This is a genomic window from Halopseudomonas oceani, assembly GCF_963677335.1.
Taxonomy (GTDB): Bacteria; Pseudomonadota; Gammaproteobacteria; order Pseudomonadales; family Pseudomonadaceae; genus Halopseudomonas; species Halopseudomonas oceani.
This window is the reverse complement of sequence record NZ_OY781932.1, coordinates 1,015,001-1,030,095: the sequence shown is the minus strand read 5'-3', so window position 1 is coordinate 1,030,095 and position 15,095 is coordinate 1,015,001. Positions and strand designations below refer to the sequence as shown.

Genomic DNA, 15,095 nt, shown 5'->3' with positions numbered 1-15,095 from the left:
CAGCGACTAGCTAGACCTGGCTGCCGAGAAAGCGCCTCTCCCACGGCGTAATTTCATCCATAAAGCTCTGCAGCTCCATGCGCTTGCTGGCGAGGAAGCCGTCAACAAACTCGGCGCCGAACAGCTCACGCGCCAGCGTGCTGCGATCCAGCCGCAGGATGGCGTCGTGCAACGTGCCGGGCAGGGTCAGCTCGTCCGGTGCCTCGAACTCGCCTTGTGCCGGAGCAGATGGCTCGCACTGGTTGTCGATGCCATACAGGCCCGCAGCCAGTGAGGCTGCCACACTCAGATAGGGGTTGGCATCGGCGCCGGGCAGGCGGTTTTCGACACGGCGCGCTTCCGGGCCGCTGGCCGGAATGCGCAGGCCGGCGGAGCGGTTGTCGTGCGACCAGCACAGGTTGTTTGGCGATGCGTACGCGTGGCAGAAACGCTGGTAGGAGTTGATGTAGGGCGCCATCAGCAACGTCAGCTCGCCCATGCACTGCTGCAGGCCACCAATGAAGTGCCCGAAATGCGCCGTGGCCTCGCCGGTGTCTGCATCGGTAAAGATATTGTTGCTGCTCCCCTGCTCCACCACGCTCTGGTGGATGTGCATCGAGCAGCCGGGCACGCGCGCCAGCGGCTTGGCCATGCACACGGCAATCAGCCCGTGCTTGAGCGCGACTTCATGCAGCGCGTGCTTGAACAGGAAGGTCTGGTCGGCAATCAGCAGCGGATCACCATGGACAAAATTGATCTCGTACTGGCTGACGCCCATCTCGTGCATAAAGGTATCGCGAGGAATGCCCAGAGCGGCCATGGTGTCGGCCAGCTCGTCGAAGAACGGCTTGAGGCCGCTGCTGGTGCTGACACTGAACGCGCCGTAACCGGCTTCGCGGCGGCCATCCAGCCCCACCGGCGGCTGGAACGGCTGGGTGTCGTCACGGTTGGGCTCGAACAGGAAAAATTCCAGCTCGGTCGCCACCACCGGCGCCCAGCCCCGCTCGGCGTAACGTTCGACTACACGGCTCAGCAGCGCTCGAGTCGACAAGCCGGACAGCTGGCCGTCCAGCTCCACGGCTTCACAGATGGCTATTGCACGAGGGCGCTCAATCCACGGCAGCACGTGCACCTGATCCAGCAGCGGGCGCAACACCAGATCGCCATCGTCGCTGCCGTAATACTGCGCCTCCGGGTAGCCACCCATCACGCACTGCAGCAGCACCCCACGCGCCAGCTGCAGCCGACGATCCGCAAGAAAGCCTTCGCCGGTCATTACCTTGCCACGAGGAATACCGTTCAAGTCCGGGGTGACACACTCAACATCGCCAACACCGGCAAGGCGTTCGGCAAGGGAACCAAGGGATACGGGGGCATTCATGGAGCGCTACCTGTGTTTACTCTGGCCAATAGGGCGTGCCCGGATCATACCCCATCCGCAGCAAAACGAGGCGAAGCCGATGAAGAGGCATGGCGCTGGTGAACACCCCTTGAAACAGAACGAACGTTCATTCATTATTGTGGCTGCCGACCAGTCACACCGTCTCGCGCACTGCGCCGACTTACAAAACCTGACTCAGCCGACCAAACAACAACAATGAAGGAGCTCGGCATGTTCCAACAGCATCTCCGCGCCTTAGCTATCTGTGCGTTTCTAGCCTTTGTCAGCGGCTGCCTGTCCGACGGCGGCGGAAGCAATGACGAGACGCCGCCTGCAGGGCCCGCGGCCTCCCGAGCAACTCCCGCCTATCTGCAGGCCGTCGGCCTCGGCGTTTCCGATCTCGACGCCGCTGTCGCTCTTTATCGAGACGGGTTGGGAATGACCGAGCGTGAGCGCCTGACGCGTGACAACCGCATCGAAGTCGTCATGGAGTCTGCCGACAAGCGCGGCGCGCTGGTCGTACTGATGGAGTTCACTGACGGCGTCGGCCGCAACGTGCAGCAAAACCCGGGCAAGCTGGCGTTCTACGTCAAGGACCCAACAACTTTTGCTACGGCCTTTGCCACCGCAGGCGGGCGCATTGTTGTACCGCCGGCTCCGCAGCCGAGTGTCGGCGGTGTAATCGTTGGTTTCGGGCGAGACCAGGACAACAACCTGATCGAAATCGTCGGTGCCAGCGACGCCACCCACTCGTACCTCAGCGCCGTCGGCATCGGTGTCTCTGACCTGGAAGCGGCCCGCGACTTCTACGCCAACACCTTCGGCTTCGAACAGGACCAGTTTCTTTCCATTCCCGGTCAATATGACGAATATATTCTGACCTCACCCGTGCCCGGCAGCTCTGCGCTGGCGCTGATGCACTGGACCAACGGCGCGCCCTATGACTATCAGAACAACCCGATCAAGCTGGAACTGGCCAGCGCTGACCCGGCACAGCTAGCCGAAGCCATTGCCGCAACAGGCCAGCCGGTAAACCTGGCGCCTGCGCCCAGTACCGATACGGACCTGAACGGCGCCCTGGTTGGCTATGCCGAAGATGCCGATGGCACCCTGCTGGAGCTGCGCCGCTCAATCCGTCCTTACCTGGCCGGCGCCGCCATTGGCGTCGCGGACCTGGACGCCGCCGTCACCTTCTACCAGGATGCCCTTGGCATGCAGGAAGTAACGCGCCGTACTCGCGACAACCGCGACGAAGTGGTATTGCGCTCGGCTGACAACAAGGGCTCGCAGCTTATCCTGATGGGCTTTACCGACGGCGAGCCGCGAGACTACGACCGCAACCCCGGCAAGCTGGTGTTCTACGCCCGCGACCCGAACACCTTTGCGCAATCGATCCGCAACGCTGGGGGCGTGATTCTGGTCGACCCCGTGGATCAGGGGCCAGCCCTAGGCAATGCGGTCGTCGGCTTTGGCCGTGATCTGGACAACAATCTGATCGAGATCGTCGGTGACGACACTGCGACCGAATCCTGGTTCGGCGCCTTCGGCATCGGTGTCAGTGATCTGGCCGCAGCCAAGGCCTTCTACGCCGACACGCTGGGCTTCAAGGTCTCGCTGTTTTTGCCGATTCCCGGCCAGTACAACGAGTACATTTTGCAGGGCTATGGCGGCTCGGCACTGGTATTGATGAACTGGACCAACGGCAGCCCGCGCAACTACACCGACAACCCGGTCAAACTCGAAATCGGCAGCCTGTCACCGGAAGGTTTTCTGGAAACCATCGACGAAGCGAGCCAACGGGTTGACCGGCAGGTGACCGAAGACCCAAGCCGCAACGACGAGCCGGTCGGCTACGCCCGCGATGCCGACGGCACCGTGCTGGAGGTGCTGCTCGCGCCTTGGGGACAAACAGCGCCGTGACGAAAAAGGCCAGCTTTTCAGCTGGCCTTTTCTTCTACCTCACCGACTCAGAAGCTCAGTGCGCGATCGCCCTGCTCGTCCTTGATCCGGGTGGGCAGGCCCATTTCGTTCAGCAGGTTGATGAACGGCTTGGGATCCAGCTCTTCGACGTTAACCATCTTGCCCGCATCCCACGCGCCCTGCGCGATCAGGATGGCAGCGGCAACCGGCGGTACACCGGCAGTGTAGGAAATCCCCTGACTGCCGACTTCAGCATAGGCTTCGGCGTGATCCGCTACGTTGTAGATGAACACTTCCTTATCCTTGCCGTCCTTCTTGCCTTTGACCACATCACCGATGCAGGTCTTGCCAGCATAGTCGGGGGCCAGTGACGACGGATCGGGCAGCACGGCCTTGACCACTTTCAGCGGAATCACTTCCAGGCCTTCAGCAGTGGTCACCGGCTGCTCAGACAGCAGGCCGAGGTTCTTCAGCACGGTGAACACGTTGATGTAGTGCTCACCAAAGCCCATCCAGAACCGCACGTTTGGCACACCCAGATTCTGCGACAGCGAGTGCACTTCGTCGTGACCGGTCATGTAGCTGGTTTGCGAGCCCACTACCGGCAGATCGTCAGTACGCTTGACCTCGAACATCTTGTTGCTGGTCCACTGGCTGTTCTGCCAGGACCACACTTGCCCGGTGAACTCGCGGAAGTTGATTTCCGGGTCGAAGTTGGTTGCGAAGTACTTGCCGTGGCTGCCAGCGTTGATATCGATAATGTCGATTTCCTCGACGCTATCGAAGTACTCGTTCACCGCAACAGCAGCGTAAGCGTTGACCACGCCCGGATCAAACCCCACGCCCAGCACCGCAGTAATGCCCTTCTCAGCGCACAGTTCCTTGCGCTTCCACTCGTAGTTGGCGTACCACGGCGGCGTCTCACAGATCTTGTCCGGCTCTTCGTGAATGGCGGTATCCAGGTAGGCAGCACCGGTCTCGATGCAAGCCTGCAGTACCGACATATTGATGAAAGCCGATCCGACATTGATCACCAGTTGCGACTGTGTCTTGTCAATCAACGCCTTGGTGGCCTCGATATCGAGGGCATTCAGGGCATGGGCTTGCAATTCACCGGCAACCTTGAGGCTGCCCTTTTCCTTCACGCTGTCGACGATGGCCTGACACTTCTCAGCGGTACGCGACGCGATATGGATGTTACCCAGCACGTCATTGTGCTGGGCGCATTTGTGTGCGACCACCTGGGCCACACCACCGGCACCAATAATCAGAACGTTTTTCTTCATTTCTCTTCCTCGAAACGCCTCCTTGGAAAGGCTGGGTAGGTTATGCCTCAGGAGAGGCTGTCCAGGTAATCCTGGAATCCGAACTCGCGCACCAGTTTCACCGAACCATCAAGCTCCCTGATCGCAATGGCGGGCATATTGACGCCGTTGAACCAGTTCTTCTTGACCATGGTGTAACCAGCCGCATCAATAAAGGACAGGCGATCGCCAATCTTCAGCTCGCTGTCAAAATTGAATTCGCCGAAGATGTCGCCGGCCAGGCAAGACTTGCCGCATACCATGTATTGATGCGGGCCAGCGCAGGGCTCCATCTTGGCCTCCTGACGGTAGATCAGCAGATCGAGCATGTGCGCTTCGATCGAGCTGTCGACCACGGCCAACTGCTTGCCGTTGTAGAGGGTGTCGAGCACTGTCACTTCGAGGGAAGTGCTCAGGGTAATCGCGGCCTCGCCGGGCTCCAGATAAACCTGAACCCCGTAGCGCTCGGAGAACGCCTTGAGGCGGGCGCAGAAACGATCCAGCGGATAGTCTTCGCCGGTGAAGTGAATACCGCCGCCCAGACTGACCCAACTCACCTGCGCAAGCAGGTGGCCGAAGCGTTCTTCGATCTGTCCGAGCATCTGGTCAAACAGGTCGAATTCGCTGTTCTCGCAGTTGTTGTGAATCATAAAGCCGGAGATCAAAGGCAACACCGCCTCGATCTTGGCTGCGTCCCACTCGCCCAGACGACTGAACGGACGGGCAGGATCAGCGATCAGAAAGTCTGAGCTGCTGACCCCGGGGTTCAGGCGCAGGCCGCGTACCTTGTCGGTCGAGGCGTCACAGAAACGGTTCAGCTGACTGATGGAGTTGAAGATGATCTTGTCCGAATGGGCCAGGACTTCGTCGATCTCGTCATCGGCATAGGCCACGCTGTAGGCATGTGTCTCCCCCGGGAACTTGAGCTTGCCGAGCTTGACTTCGTTCAGGGAGGAGGAGGTAGTGCCATCCATGTACTGACTCATAAAGTCGAACACGGACCAGGTAGCAAAGCATTTGAGTGCAAGCAGCGCCTTGGCTCCGGAGTGCTCACGCACGTAGGCGATCTTCTCCATATTGCGTTCGAGCTTGCTCTTGTCGATGAGATAGTACGGCGTCTTGATCAATTCGTTCATACCCTCCAGCTAACAGCGCCCGGTAACCGGGCAAGCGAAAGCGCGAAATTATAAATTAACGCGCCAGCGGTCGATAGGAAAAATCGCCCCACTAAGCCTAGCCCCCGATTGCTGCAGTTTCACTTCAACACAACAATAAATGCAGATAACGCATAGATTTTAAAATAAAAATGCATTGGCCATATATCGCCAGTCCCTCCTATAGTGTCTCAATGCTGGCTTCGCCGGCTATCAAGAACAATTCCGCCGCATGCACGGCGACGACACACGGAGACACCCCATGCGTTCACGCAATGTCATCCTCGGCCTCGGCGCCGTGGCCGCCAGTATCAGCCTGGCTGTCGGTGCTACCCCAAACCCGGCCACCGAGCTAACCGCCGCCAGTAATCACGCGGTCCTGGAGCAACTTCCCTTTGCCGACCAACAGGCCTTTGCTGATGCCCAGCGCGGCTTTGTTGCCCAATTACCCGACGGCAAGGTCACCAACGACGACGGTTCGGTTGCCTGGGACATGAGCGAATATGCGTTCCTGAACAACGAGACCGCACCCGATACCGTCAACCCCAGCCTTTGGCGCCAGGCACGACTAAACGCGATTCATGGCCTGTTCAAGGTGACCGACGGCATGTACCAGATCCGCGGCATGGATCTGGCCAACATGACGATCATCGAAGGTGACACCGGCCTGATCATCATTGATCCGCTGCTGTCTCCCTCCACCGCCAAGGCCGGCCTGGAGCTGTACTACCAGAACCGTCCGCAAAAGCCGGTTGTTGCGGTGCTCTACACCCACAACCACGTCGACCATTGGGGCGGCGTAAAGGGCGTCACCAGCAATGAGGATGTGGCCTCCGGCAAGACGCGTATCTATGCGCCCGTCGGCTTCATGGAACACGCGGTCTCCGAAAACGTAATCGCCGGGCCGGCGATGAGCCGCCGGGCCATCTACCAGTTCGGCGCCATGCTGCCACCGGGCGAACGTGGCCACGTCGACACCGGTCTGGGCAAGGCGCTGTCCAAAGGCGAGCGCACGCTGATTGCACCGACCGATACCGTGCCGGACAACAGCACCCTGACCATTGACGGCGTGGATATCGAGTTTCTGATGGCTCACGGTACCGAGGCCGAGTCAGAAATGATGATGTACTTCCCCGCGTTCAAGGTACTGGATACCGCGGAGATCACCAGCCAGCACATGCATAACGTCTATACCATTCGCGGCGCAGCGGTGCGTGACGCCAGCGCATGGGCGCACTACATCGACCTGGCGCTGGAGCGTTTCGGTGACCGCGCCGATATCGTGGTTGGTCAGCATCATTGGCCAATCTGGAGCCAGGAGGATGCCAAGCGCTTCCTGTCGGTGCAGCGCGACATGTACAAGTATCTGCATGACCAGTCTGTGCGCATGATCAACAAGGGCTACCTGCCGGGCGATATCGCCGAACAGCTGAAACTGCCAGCCAGCCTTGACCAGCAATGGTACGCCCGCGGTTACTACGGCACCCTGCGCCACAACGCCAAAGCCATCTACCAGCGCTACATGGGCTGGTACGACGCTAACCCGGCCAACCTTAACCCGCTGCCACCGGTGCAGAACGCGGCGAAGACCATTGAATACATGGGCGGCGCCGACAAAGTGATCGAGCAGGCACGCAAGGATTACGACAACGGCGAGTATCGCTGGGTCGCCAGCGTCATGAATCAGGTCGTCTTTGCTGACCCGAGCAACCAGGCCGCGCGTGAACTGGGTGCAGATGCGCTAGAGCAACTCGGTTATCAAGCAGAAGCCGGCACTTGGCGCGGAGCTTACCTGATGGGCGCTCAGGAACTTCGTAACGGCACCCTGCCACCGACGGTCGGCTCATTGTCGCCGGACGTGCTGCAAGCACTGGATACCGGGATGTTCTTCGACCTGATGGGCGTTCGCCTGGATGCAGCCAAGGCCGAGGGCAAACACTTGGTAATCAACTGGCAGCTGACAGACACCAACGAGAACTACCGTCTGAACCTGGAGCATTCGACGCTGACCTATCGCGCCGATACTCAGGATGACAACGCGCAGGCAACGGTCAGCATGACCCGCGATACGCTGGACCAGATCCTGCTGCGCCGCACCACCTTCCCGGAAGCGGTCAAGGCTGGGCAAATCAGGATCAGCGGTGAGCCGAATGCCTTCTTCGGTCTGCTGCAAATGCTGGAAGTGCCTTCCGGTGACTTCCCGATCGTGACTCCGGTCAGTAACTGACCTTTTAGCCCCGTTCGTACCTTGACGAACGGGGCTCTTTTTTTACGGCTGCTGCAGCGAACGCAGCAAACGCTCAGCAAAAAATCCCCGCTGCTCATTCAGGTCGAACAGACCCGGCGCAAACAGCCAGGTTTGGGTCACGCCCATTAACTGGGTATAGATCATCAAGGCAAGCTGTCCGGCCGATTGCCCCTGTGGAATCTGCCCTTGCTCCTGCGCGGAACAGGCCAGCGACGCCAGTGTTTCTATCATGCTTTGGGTCAGTCGCCGCTCACGCTCAAGCGTGCTCTGCATCGCCTCGGTCAGTTCCGTTTTATTCAGCAGAATCTCGAAGGATTGGCGAAACCAGGCGTCCTCGACCAGTAGCGCAAACCAGCTGCGGACAAATCCGCCGATTCGCTCCAGCGGAGACAGGCCACCGCTGCGCGCCTGCGCCACCAGCTTCTCCAGTGGCTCCTGCGAGTAGGCCAGTACCGCCTCGAACAGGTCATCCTTGTTCTTGAAATGCCAGTAGATCGGGCCACGACTGAAGCCGGCTTCGCTGCCGATCATCGCCAGCGTGGTGTTGGAGTATCCGTTGCGGCTGAATAACGTCAGTGCCGCTTCGATGATTTTTAAACGGGTTTTTTCCGCGTCTTCTTTGGTTCTGCGCATGGGTGTTCCAGAAGTGCTGCGGGAGCAGGCTCCCGCAGCAGTCAGACTCCTCAGAGGGCGCCGTCGGCCGCCATCTGCATGTACTCGGTATCAAACCGCAGCTTGATGTTAGCGGTATCGCCGAGGGTCTTGCCATTGGGCATCTCGATCCCGACGAAATCCGCAGAGTCAGCCCCTTCGCCCAGCAGCCCCTTCTCGAACGAGAAATGACGGACACTGTCCATGGCGTCATAGGCTTCGTCGCTGGCAATAAAGGTCAGCGCATCCGCGGGTTGCCAGAACATCTTCATACCGGCCAACTGTGCCTCGTAACCAGCCTGATCGGTCGCCGACGCTTCGCCAAGGAAGGCACGTGCCTTCTGCCCGGCTTCACTATCGGTACCCATCTCAGCCATCAGCTCAAACCAGGCCCCAACCAGCGCCTTGCCGAGTGCGGGGTTGTCGCGCAGGGTTTCGGTGTTGACGATGGTCAGGTCCTTGATATGGCCCGGAATCTGGCTGGAATCAAATACGCGATTGGCACCCGGCTGACTGAGGATTTCGTCCAGCAGCGGGTTCCAGGTCACCACATTGCGCACGTCATCCGTGTTGTAGGCGGCCACCATGTCCGCGTCGCTGGTATTGACTACGGTAACGTCACTCTCGCTCAGACCAACCGAATCCAGCGCTCGGGCGAGCAAATAGTGGGATACCGACAGTTCAACCAGATTGACCTGCTGGCCCTTCAGATCCGCCACACTGGTGCTGTCCTTCATGACGATGCCATCGTTGCCGTTGGAGTAATCACCGACGATCAACGCAGTGGTATCCACACCGCCCGCCGAGGGAATGGACAGCGCATCCATACTGGTTGCTACCACACCATCAAACTGACCAGCACTGTACTGGTTGATCGACTCGATATAGTCGTTGATCTGCACGATCTCGACACTGATGCCGTATTTATCGGCCCACTTTTTCATCAACCCTGACTCATCGATGTACTTCCACGGAATCCAGCCAGCGTAGATGCTCCAGGCCAGCTTGAAGCTGTCCTTTTCCTCTGCCTGAGCGGCTGGTACGACGGCAACCGATGCCGCCAGTGCAATCACGGCGCCTGAAACAACCTGCTTGAAACGTCGTGCAAATGGAACGGACTTTTTCATGGTTCAACTCCATATGGTTCTAGTTGGCAATGATGTGAAGGCTTGGCAGTAACTCCGCAGCAAGAACCGCGCCGTCACCGGCGCGGAACCGACTTAAAAGAACTTCAGGTAGCGCTGTAGCTCCCAATCGGAGACGTGGGTGTGATACTCGGTCCACTCCTGACGCTTGAAGCTGACAAAGCTGTCGAACATCGCATCGCCGAATACCGCGCGCGACAGCGGGTCTGCTTCGAAGGCATCGACAGCCTCACCGAGGTTTTGCGGCAACAGCTCAATGTCCATCTCTCGCACCTGCTGATCGGTGTAGTTGTACATGTTCTCGCGGTGCGGGTTACCCGGGTCCAGGCCTTCGCGAATGCCTTCAAGACCGGCAGCCAGCATCATCGCGGCGCCGAGATAGGGATTGCAGGCAATATCGGCCGCACGACACTCGACCCGGCCACCCTGTGACGGAATACGCAGCATGTTGGTGCGGTTGTTGTTGCCGTAGCAAACGAATACTGGCGCCCAGGTAGAGCCAGACATGCTCCCCTTGCGCACCAGACGCTTGTAGCTGTTGACCGTCGGCGCAATCACCGCGCTGATCGCCTTGGCGTGCTTCATCACACCGGCAATAAAGTGATACGCCATCTGAGTCACGCCGCAGCCGTAGGAGTCTTCACCATTCGCCGGATCAAACAGATTGCGCCCGGTTTCACGATCCGCCAGCGACATGTTGTAGTGCGCGCCGCTGCCAGTGCGGTTAGCCGAGGGCTTGGGCATAAAGCTGGCAAAGCCGCCATGCTTGCGCGCAATCTCGTTCGCCATCAGACGGAAGAACACCAAGCGGTCAGCCATGCCGAGGGCATCGGTATAGGTAAAGTCGGTTTCAAACTGGCCGTTGGCATCTTCATGGTCAAAGGAGTAAACATCCCAGCCCATGGCATTCATGGCTTCGACCAGCTCTCCGACGATGGGCATGTTGTCCATCAGACCGCGCGGGTCGTAGCAGGGTTTGGCCAGCGTATCGCGGGCGCTGATAGGTTCGAAGCCGCCGTCCTCTGAATCGCGAAACAGGAAAAACTCGGTCTCGATACCCAGGTTGAAGGTCAGCCCCATGTCCGCCGCCTGCGCGACCTGACGCTTAAGGATATTGCGCGAGCAGGCCTCAAACGGCGCGCCGTCCAGATACAGGTCACTGGCGAACCAAGCCAGTTCAGGATTCCACGGACAGATGGTGGCAGTCGCAGGATCAGGCATGGTCGCGACTTCATTATCGCTGATGTCCTGTGGAACACCGTCCAGCGCAGCGCCAGTGTAGAGCTCCGACCCTTTCATCATCCGCCCCAGATGATTGAGCGGAACAAACTTGCCCTTGATCACCCCGTGCAGATCGACGTAGCCACCCAGAGCGTACTTCACGCCCTTCTCTGCAAGGGACTCTTTCAATTGTTCACTGCTCACATGCTGACTCATGTTGATACTCCGCTGATTCTGTCCGCAACCGCTGCGGCGCTTGGTACGAATCTTTCATTCAACATACATGCCAGCATGCATATTTAATTGATAAGCAGACTCAATCAGCTCCCATCCATTACCTCTATGAGCCAACCAAGAGATAGCTATATGTCGACATATCAAGCAGTTAAGAAGCAATTCAGCGTTGGAGACTGGCCTCTTCAGAGCGGAGACATACTGCGCGACGCGCATCTCTGTTACCTGCAGGTAGGACAGCTAAACGCACACCACGACAACCTGGTCATCCTGCCGACGTACTACGGCGGAACACACGCAGGAAATCTGCCCTTGATTGGTGCAGACGGGCCACTGGATCCGGAACGCTACTGCATCCTAATCCCGAACTTGCTTGGCAACGGCCAATCCAGCTCGCCTTCCAACGCACACCACAGTCAACGCGGTCCTAATTTCCCCAAGGTCAGCCTGTACGACAACGTTGCTTTGCAGCACAGACTGGTTGAGGAGCACTTTGCAGGCGCGGAAGTGGCACTGGTGGCCGGCTGGTCAATGGGCGGCATGCAGGCTCTGCAGTGGGGGTGCCTTTACCCCGATCAGGTAAAACGCGTAGCCAGTATTTGTGCGACCGCCCGTTGCTGGCCACACAACCAGGTGTTTCTGGAGGGAGTCAAAGCAGCGCTGACCTGCGACGCTGCATGGGAGCACGGCCGATACATCAAGCCACCAGTTAGGGGGCTGAAAGCCTTTGGCCGAGTCTATGCTGGCTGGGCCTACAGTCAGGCTTTCTTTCGAAAGGAGCTCTATCGAGGACTTGGGTTTGACTCGATAGAGGCACTGCTGCAGTGCTGGGAGGACGACCACCTTGAGCAGGACGCCAACAACCTGCTGAGCGTCCTGCATACGTGGCGGCATGGTGATGTCAGCGCGAACGCTGTCTGGGATAGCGACTTCAGTGCAGCATTGAGAGGAATTAAAGCCAAGTGCCTGATCATGCCAGGCAGCACTGACCTCTACTTCACTGCTGAAGATGCCAGCACCGAAGCGAAGCAAATACCCAATGCGAGGTTTAAACCGCTGGAATCAGATTGGGGGCATTGCGCCGGGGCACCTGGGCGTAACCCCGCTGATACCGCGACGATCTTGGCCTCTCTGGCAACGTTAATGGCTGGAGAGTGAAAACCGGTATTTGTCGGCGCCGTCGGCACCTGGCGCGCCTGCAGCAGGGCACAACGTCGATAGCGCAAGCGTGAAACCCACCGCTGCGTCGGGGCCATTTTCCGCCCGCGCATTTCCACCCGCACAAAGAAGAACACCCCGACCATATCTGATCGGGGTGTTCGGTATAGGCGCTTGACGATGACCTACTCTCACATGGGGAAGCCCCACACTACCATCGGCGATGCATCGTTTCACTTCTGAGTTCGGGATGGGATCAGGTGGTTCCAATGCTCTATAGTCGTCAAGCAATTTGTTGCTGCCCGCTAGGCGTGCAGCTTAAAAAGCTTGGATCTGTGACAGAAGCTAAGGTATTTGCAATCTCGCAAGTTCGCGAAGTTGTTTAAATCTGTTGGCTCGATAACACCAGATTGCTTGGGTGTTATATGGTCAAGCCACACGGGCAATTAGTATTGGTTAGCTCAACGCCTCACAGCGCTTACACACCCAACCTATCAACGTCGTAGTCTTCGACGGCCCTTTAGGGGAGTCAAGCTCCCGGTGAGATCTCATCTTGAGGCAAGTTTCCCGCTTAGATGCTTTCAGCGGTTATCTTTTCCGAACGTAGCTACCCGGCAATGCGTCTGGCGACACAACCGGAACACCAGAGGTTCGTCCAACCCGGTCCTCTCGTACTAAGGTCAGCCCCTCTCAAATCTCAAACGTCCACGGCAGATAGGGACCGAACTGTCTCACGACGTTCTAAACCCAGCTCGCGTACCACTTTAAATGGCGAACAGCCATACCCTTGGGACCGGCTTCAGCCCCAGGATGTGATGAGCCGACATCGAGGTGCCAAACACCGCCGTCGATATGAACTCTTGGGCGGTATCAGCCTGTTATCCCCGGAGTACCTTTTATCCGTTGAGCGATGGCCCTTCCATACAGAACCACCGGATCACTAAGACCTACTTTCGTACCTGCTCGACGTGTTGGTCTCGCAGTCAAGCGCGCTTTTGCCTTTATACTCTACGCACGATTTCCGACCGTGCTGAGCGCACCTTCGTACTCCTCCGTTACTCTTTGGGAGGAGACCGCCCCAGTCAAACTACCCACCATACACTGTCCTCGATCCGGATAACGGACCAGAGTTAGAACCTCAAAGTTGCCAGGGTGGTATTTCAAGGTTGGCTCCACGCAGACTAGCGTCCACGCTTCAAAGCCTCCCACCTATCCTACACAAACAAATTCAAAGTCCAGTGCAAAGCTATAGTAAAGGTTCACGGGGTCTTTCCGTCTAGCCGCGGATACACTGCATCTTCACAGCGATTTCAATTTCACTGAGTCTCGGGTGGAGACAGCGCCGCCATCATTACGCCATTCGTGCAGGTCGGAACTTACCCGACAAGGAATTTCGCTACCTTAGGACCGTTATAGTTACGGCCGCCGTTTACCGGGGCTTCGATCAAGAGCTTCGCCGAAGCTAACCCCATCAATTAACCTTCCGGCACCGGGCAGGCGTCACACCCTATACGTCCACTTTCGTGTTTGCAGAGTGCTATGTTTTTAATAAACAGTTGCAGCGGCCTGGTATCTTCGACCGACGTGGGCTTATGCAGTAAATGCTTCACCCTCATCGGCGCACCTTCTCCCGAAGTTACGGTGCCATTTTGCCTAGTTCCTTCACCCGAGTTCTCTCAAGCGCCTTGGTATTCTCTACCTGACCACCTGTGTCGGTTTGGGGTACGATTTCTAGTTACCTGAAGCTTAGAAGCTTTTCCTGGAAGCATGGCATCAACCACTTCGCGTTCTAAAGAACACTCGTCATCAGCTCTCGGCCTTAGTGACCCGGATTTACCTAAGTCACCAGCCTACAACCTTAAACACGGACAACCAACGCCGTGCTGGCCTAGCCTTCTCCGTCCCTCCATCGCAGTAACTAGAAGTACGGGAATATTAACCCGTTTCCCATCGACTACGCCTTTCGGCCTCGCCTTAGGGGTCGACTCACCCTGCGTCGATTAACGTTGCGCAGGAACCCTTGGTCTTCCGGCGAGGGAGTTTTTCACTCCCTTTGTCGTTACTCATGTCAGCATTCGCACTTCTGATACCTCCAGCCAACTTCTCAATTGACCTTCACAGGCTTACAGAACGCTCCTCTACCGCTCATCTTACGATGAACCCGTAGCTTCGGTGTATGGTTTGAGCCCCGTTACATCTTCCGCGCAGGCCGACTCGACTAGTGAGCTATTACGCTTTCTTTAAAGGATGGCTGCTTCTAAGCCAACCTCCTAGCTGTCTAAGCCTTCCCACATCGTTTCCCACTTAACCATAACTTTGGGACCTTAGCTGACGGTCTGGGTTGTTTCCCTTTTCACGACGGACGTTAGCACCCGCCGTGTGTCTCCCGTGCTGACACTCACTGGTATTCGGAGTTTGCATCGGTTTGGTAAGTCGGGATGACCCCCTAGCCGAAACAGTGCTCTACCCCCAGTGGTGATACACGAGGCGCTACCTAAATAGCTTTCGAGGAGAACCAGCTATCTCCGAGCTTGATTAGCCTTTCACTCCTATCCACAAGTCATCCGCTAACTTTTCAACGGTAGTCGGTTCGGTCCTCCAGTGCCTGTTACGGCACCTTCAACCTGCCCATGGATAGATCGCCCGGTTTCGGGTCTATACCCAGCGACTAAACGCCCTATTAAGACTCGGTTTCCCTAC

At 57.8% G+C, this 15,095-nt stretch carries 10 protein-coding genes and 2 rRNA genes (1 of these 12 cut by a window edge); 4 read left to right on the top strand and 8 right to left on the bottom strand.

Going from position 1 to position 15,095, the window contains the following annotated elements:
- Nucleotides 1-10 precede the first annotated feature (10 nt).
- Nucleotides 11-1,360 (bottom strand): glutamine synthetase family protein, encoded by a 1,350-nt coding sequence (locus ACKPCU_RS04850; protein ID WP_321350311.1) that lies wholly within the window; start codon nt 1,358-1,360, stop codon nt 11-13.
- On the opposite strand from ACKPCU_RS04850, the gene ACKPCU_RS04845 reads away from it, so the two are divergent.
- Entirely contained in the window at nt 1,359-1,580 is a 222-nt protein-coding gene (locus ACKPCU_RS04845; RefSeq protein WP_321350309.1) for a hypothetical protein, read from the top strand. The genes ACKPCU_RS04850 and ACKPCU_RS04845 overlap by 2 nt on opposite strands.
- An 11-nt stretch (nt 1,581-1,591) precedes the next feature.
- Nucleotides 1,592-3,280 carry a VOC family protein gene (locus ACKPCU_RS04840; RefSeq protein WP_321350307.1) on the top strand — a complete coding sequence of 563 codons (1,689 nt, stop codon included), beginning with the start codon at nt 1,592-1,594 and terminating at the stop codon, nt 3,278-3,280.
- A gap of 47 nt (nt 3,281-3,327) precedes the next feature.
- Here ACKPCU_RS04840 and ACKPCU_RS04835 read toward each other — a convergent pair whose 3' ends face one another.
- Entirely contained in the window at nt 3,328-4,566 is a 1,239-nt protein-coding gene (locus ACKPCU_RS04835; RefSeq protein ID WP_321350304.1) for a saccharopine dehydrogenase family protein, read from the bottom strand.
- Nucleotides 4,567-4,613: 47 nt separating this feature from the next.
- On the bottom strand, nt 4,614-5,711 hold the full coding sequence (locus ACKPCU_RS04830; RefSeq protein ID WP_321351741.1) for a carboxynorspermidine decarboxylase: 1,098 nt from the start codon (nt 5,709-5,711) through the stop codon (nt 4,614-4,616).
- A gap of 289 nt (nt 5,712-6,000) precedes the next feature.
- On the opposite strand from ACKPCU_RS04830, the gene ACKPCU_RS04825 reads away from it, so the two are divergent.
- Nucleotides 6,001-7,965, top strand: a complete 1,965-nt coding sequence (locus ACKPCU_RS04825) for an alkyl/aryl-sulfatase (protein ID WP_104739370.1) — start codon at nt 6,001-6,003, stop codon at nt 7,963-7,965.
- Nucleotides 7,966-8,007: 42 nt separating this feature from the next.
- On the opposite strand, the gene ACKPCU_RS04820 is transcribed toward ACKPCU_RS04825, so the two are convergent.
- From ACKPCU_RS04820 to glnT, 3 genes are all read right to left on the bottom strand, one after another.
- Nucleotides 8,008-8,619 (bottom strand): TetR family transcriptional regulator, encoded by a 612-nt coding sequence (locus ACKPCU_RS04820; RefSeq protein WP_321350301.1) that lies wholly within the window; start codon nt 8,617-8,619, stop codon nt 8,008-8,010.
- Nucleotides 8,620-8,669: 50 nt separating this feature from the next.
- Nucleotides 8,670-9,764: a putative urea ABC transporter substrate-binding protein gene (locus tag ACKPCU_RS04815; protein WP_321350299.1), complete on the bottom strand. Its 1,095-nt coding sequence runs from the start codon at nt 9,762-9,764 to the stop codon at nt 8,670-8,672.
- 93 nt (nt 9,765-9,857) lie between these two features.
- Nucleotides 9,858-11,219, bottom strand: a complete 1,362-nt coding sequence (glnT, locus tag ACKPCU_RS04810) for a type III glutamate--ammonia ligase (RefSeq protein WP_321350297.1) — start codon at nt 11,217-11,219, stop codon at nt 9,858-9,860.
- 150 nt (nt 11,220-11,369) lie between these two features.
- On the opposite strand from glnT, the gene ACKPCU_RS04805 reads away from it, so the two are divergent.
- Entirely contained in the window at nt 11,370-12,395 is a 1,026-nt protein-coding gene (locus ACKPCU_RS04805; RefSeq protein ID WP_321350295.1) for an alpha/beta fold hydrolase, read from the top strand.
- A 172-nt stretch (nt 12,396-12,567) separates the two neighbouring features.
- Here the strand turns inward: ACKPCU_RS04805 and rrf are convergent.
- Both rrf and ACKPCU_RS04795 read right to left on the bottom strand, forming a co-directional pair.
- A 5S ribosomal RNA gene (gene rrf / locus ACKPCU_RS04800) occupies nt 12,568-12,683 on the bottom strand.
- Nucleotides 12,684-12,820: 137 nt separating this feature from the next.
- A 23S ribosomal RNA gene (locus ACKPCU_RS04795) occupies nt 12,821-15,095 on the bottom strand; it runs 614 nt beyond the window's last position.

Bases quoted from the DNA above. Each gene is read 5' to 3' on its own strand.
- ACKPCU_RS04845 (WP_321350309.1), top strand. From the start codon at position 1,359: ATGGAGCGCTACCTGTGTTTACTCTGGCCAATAGGGCGTGCCCGGATC.
- ACKPCU_RS04850 (WP_321350311.1), bottom strand. From the start codon at position 1,360: ATGAATGCCCCCGTATCCCTTGGTTCCCTTGCCGAACGCCTTGCCGGT.
- ACKPCU_RS04840 (WP_321350307.1), top strand. From the start codon at position 1,592: ATGTTCCAACAGCATCTCCGCGCCTTAGCTATCTGTGCGTTTCTAGCC.
- ACKPCU_RS04835 (WP_321350304.1), bottom strand. From the start codon at position 4,566: ATGAAGAAAAACGTTCTGATTATTGGTGCCGGTGGTGTGGCCCAGGTG.
- ACKPCU_RS04825 (WP_104739370.1), top strand. From the start codon at position 6,001: ATGCGTTCACGCAATGTCATCCTCGGCCTCGGCGCCGTGGCCGCCAGT.
- ACKPCU_RS04820 (WP_321350301.1), bottom strand. From the start codon at position 8,619: ATGCGCAGAACCAAAGAAGACGCGGAAAAAACCCGTTTAAAAATCATC.
- ACKPCU_RS04815 (WP_321350299.1), bottom strand. From the start codon at position 9,764: ATGAAAAAGTCCGTTCCATTTGCACGACGTTTCAAGCAGGTTGTTTCA.
- glnT (WP_321350297.1), bottom strand. From the start codon at position 11,219: ATGAGTCAGCATGTGAGCAGTGAACAATTGAAAGAGTCCCTTGCAGAG.
- ACKPCU_RS04805 (WP_321350295.1), top strand. From the start codon at position 11,370: ATGTCGACATATCAAGCAGTTAAGAAGCAATTCAGCGTTGGAGACTGG.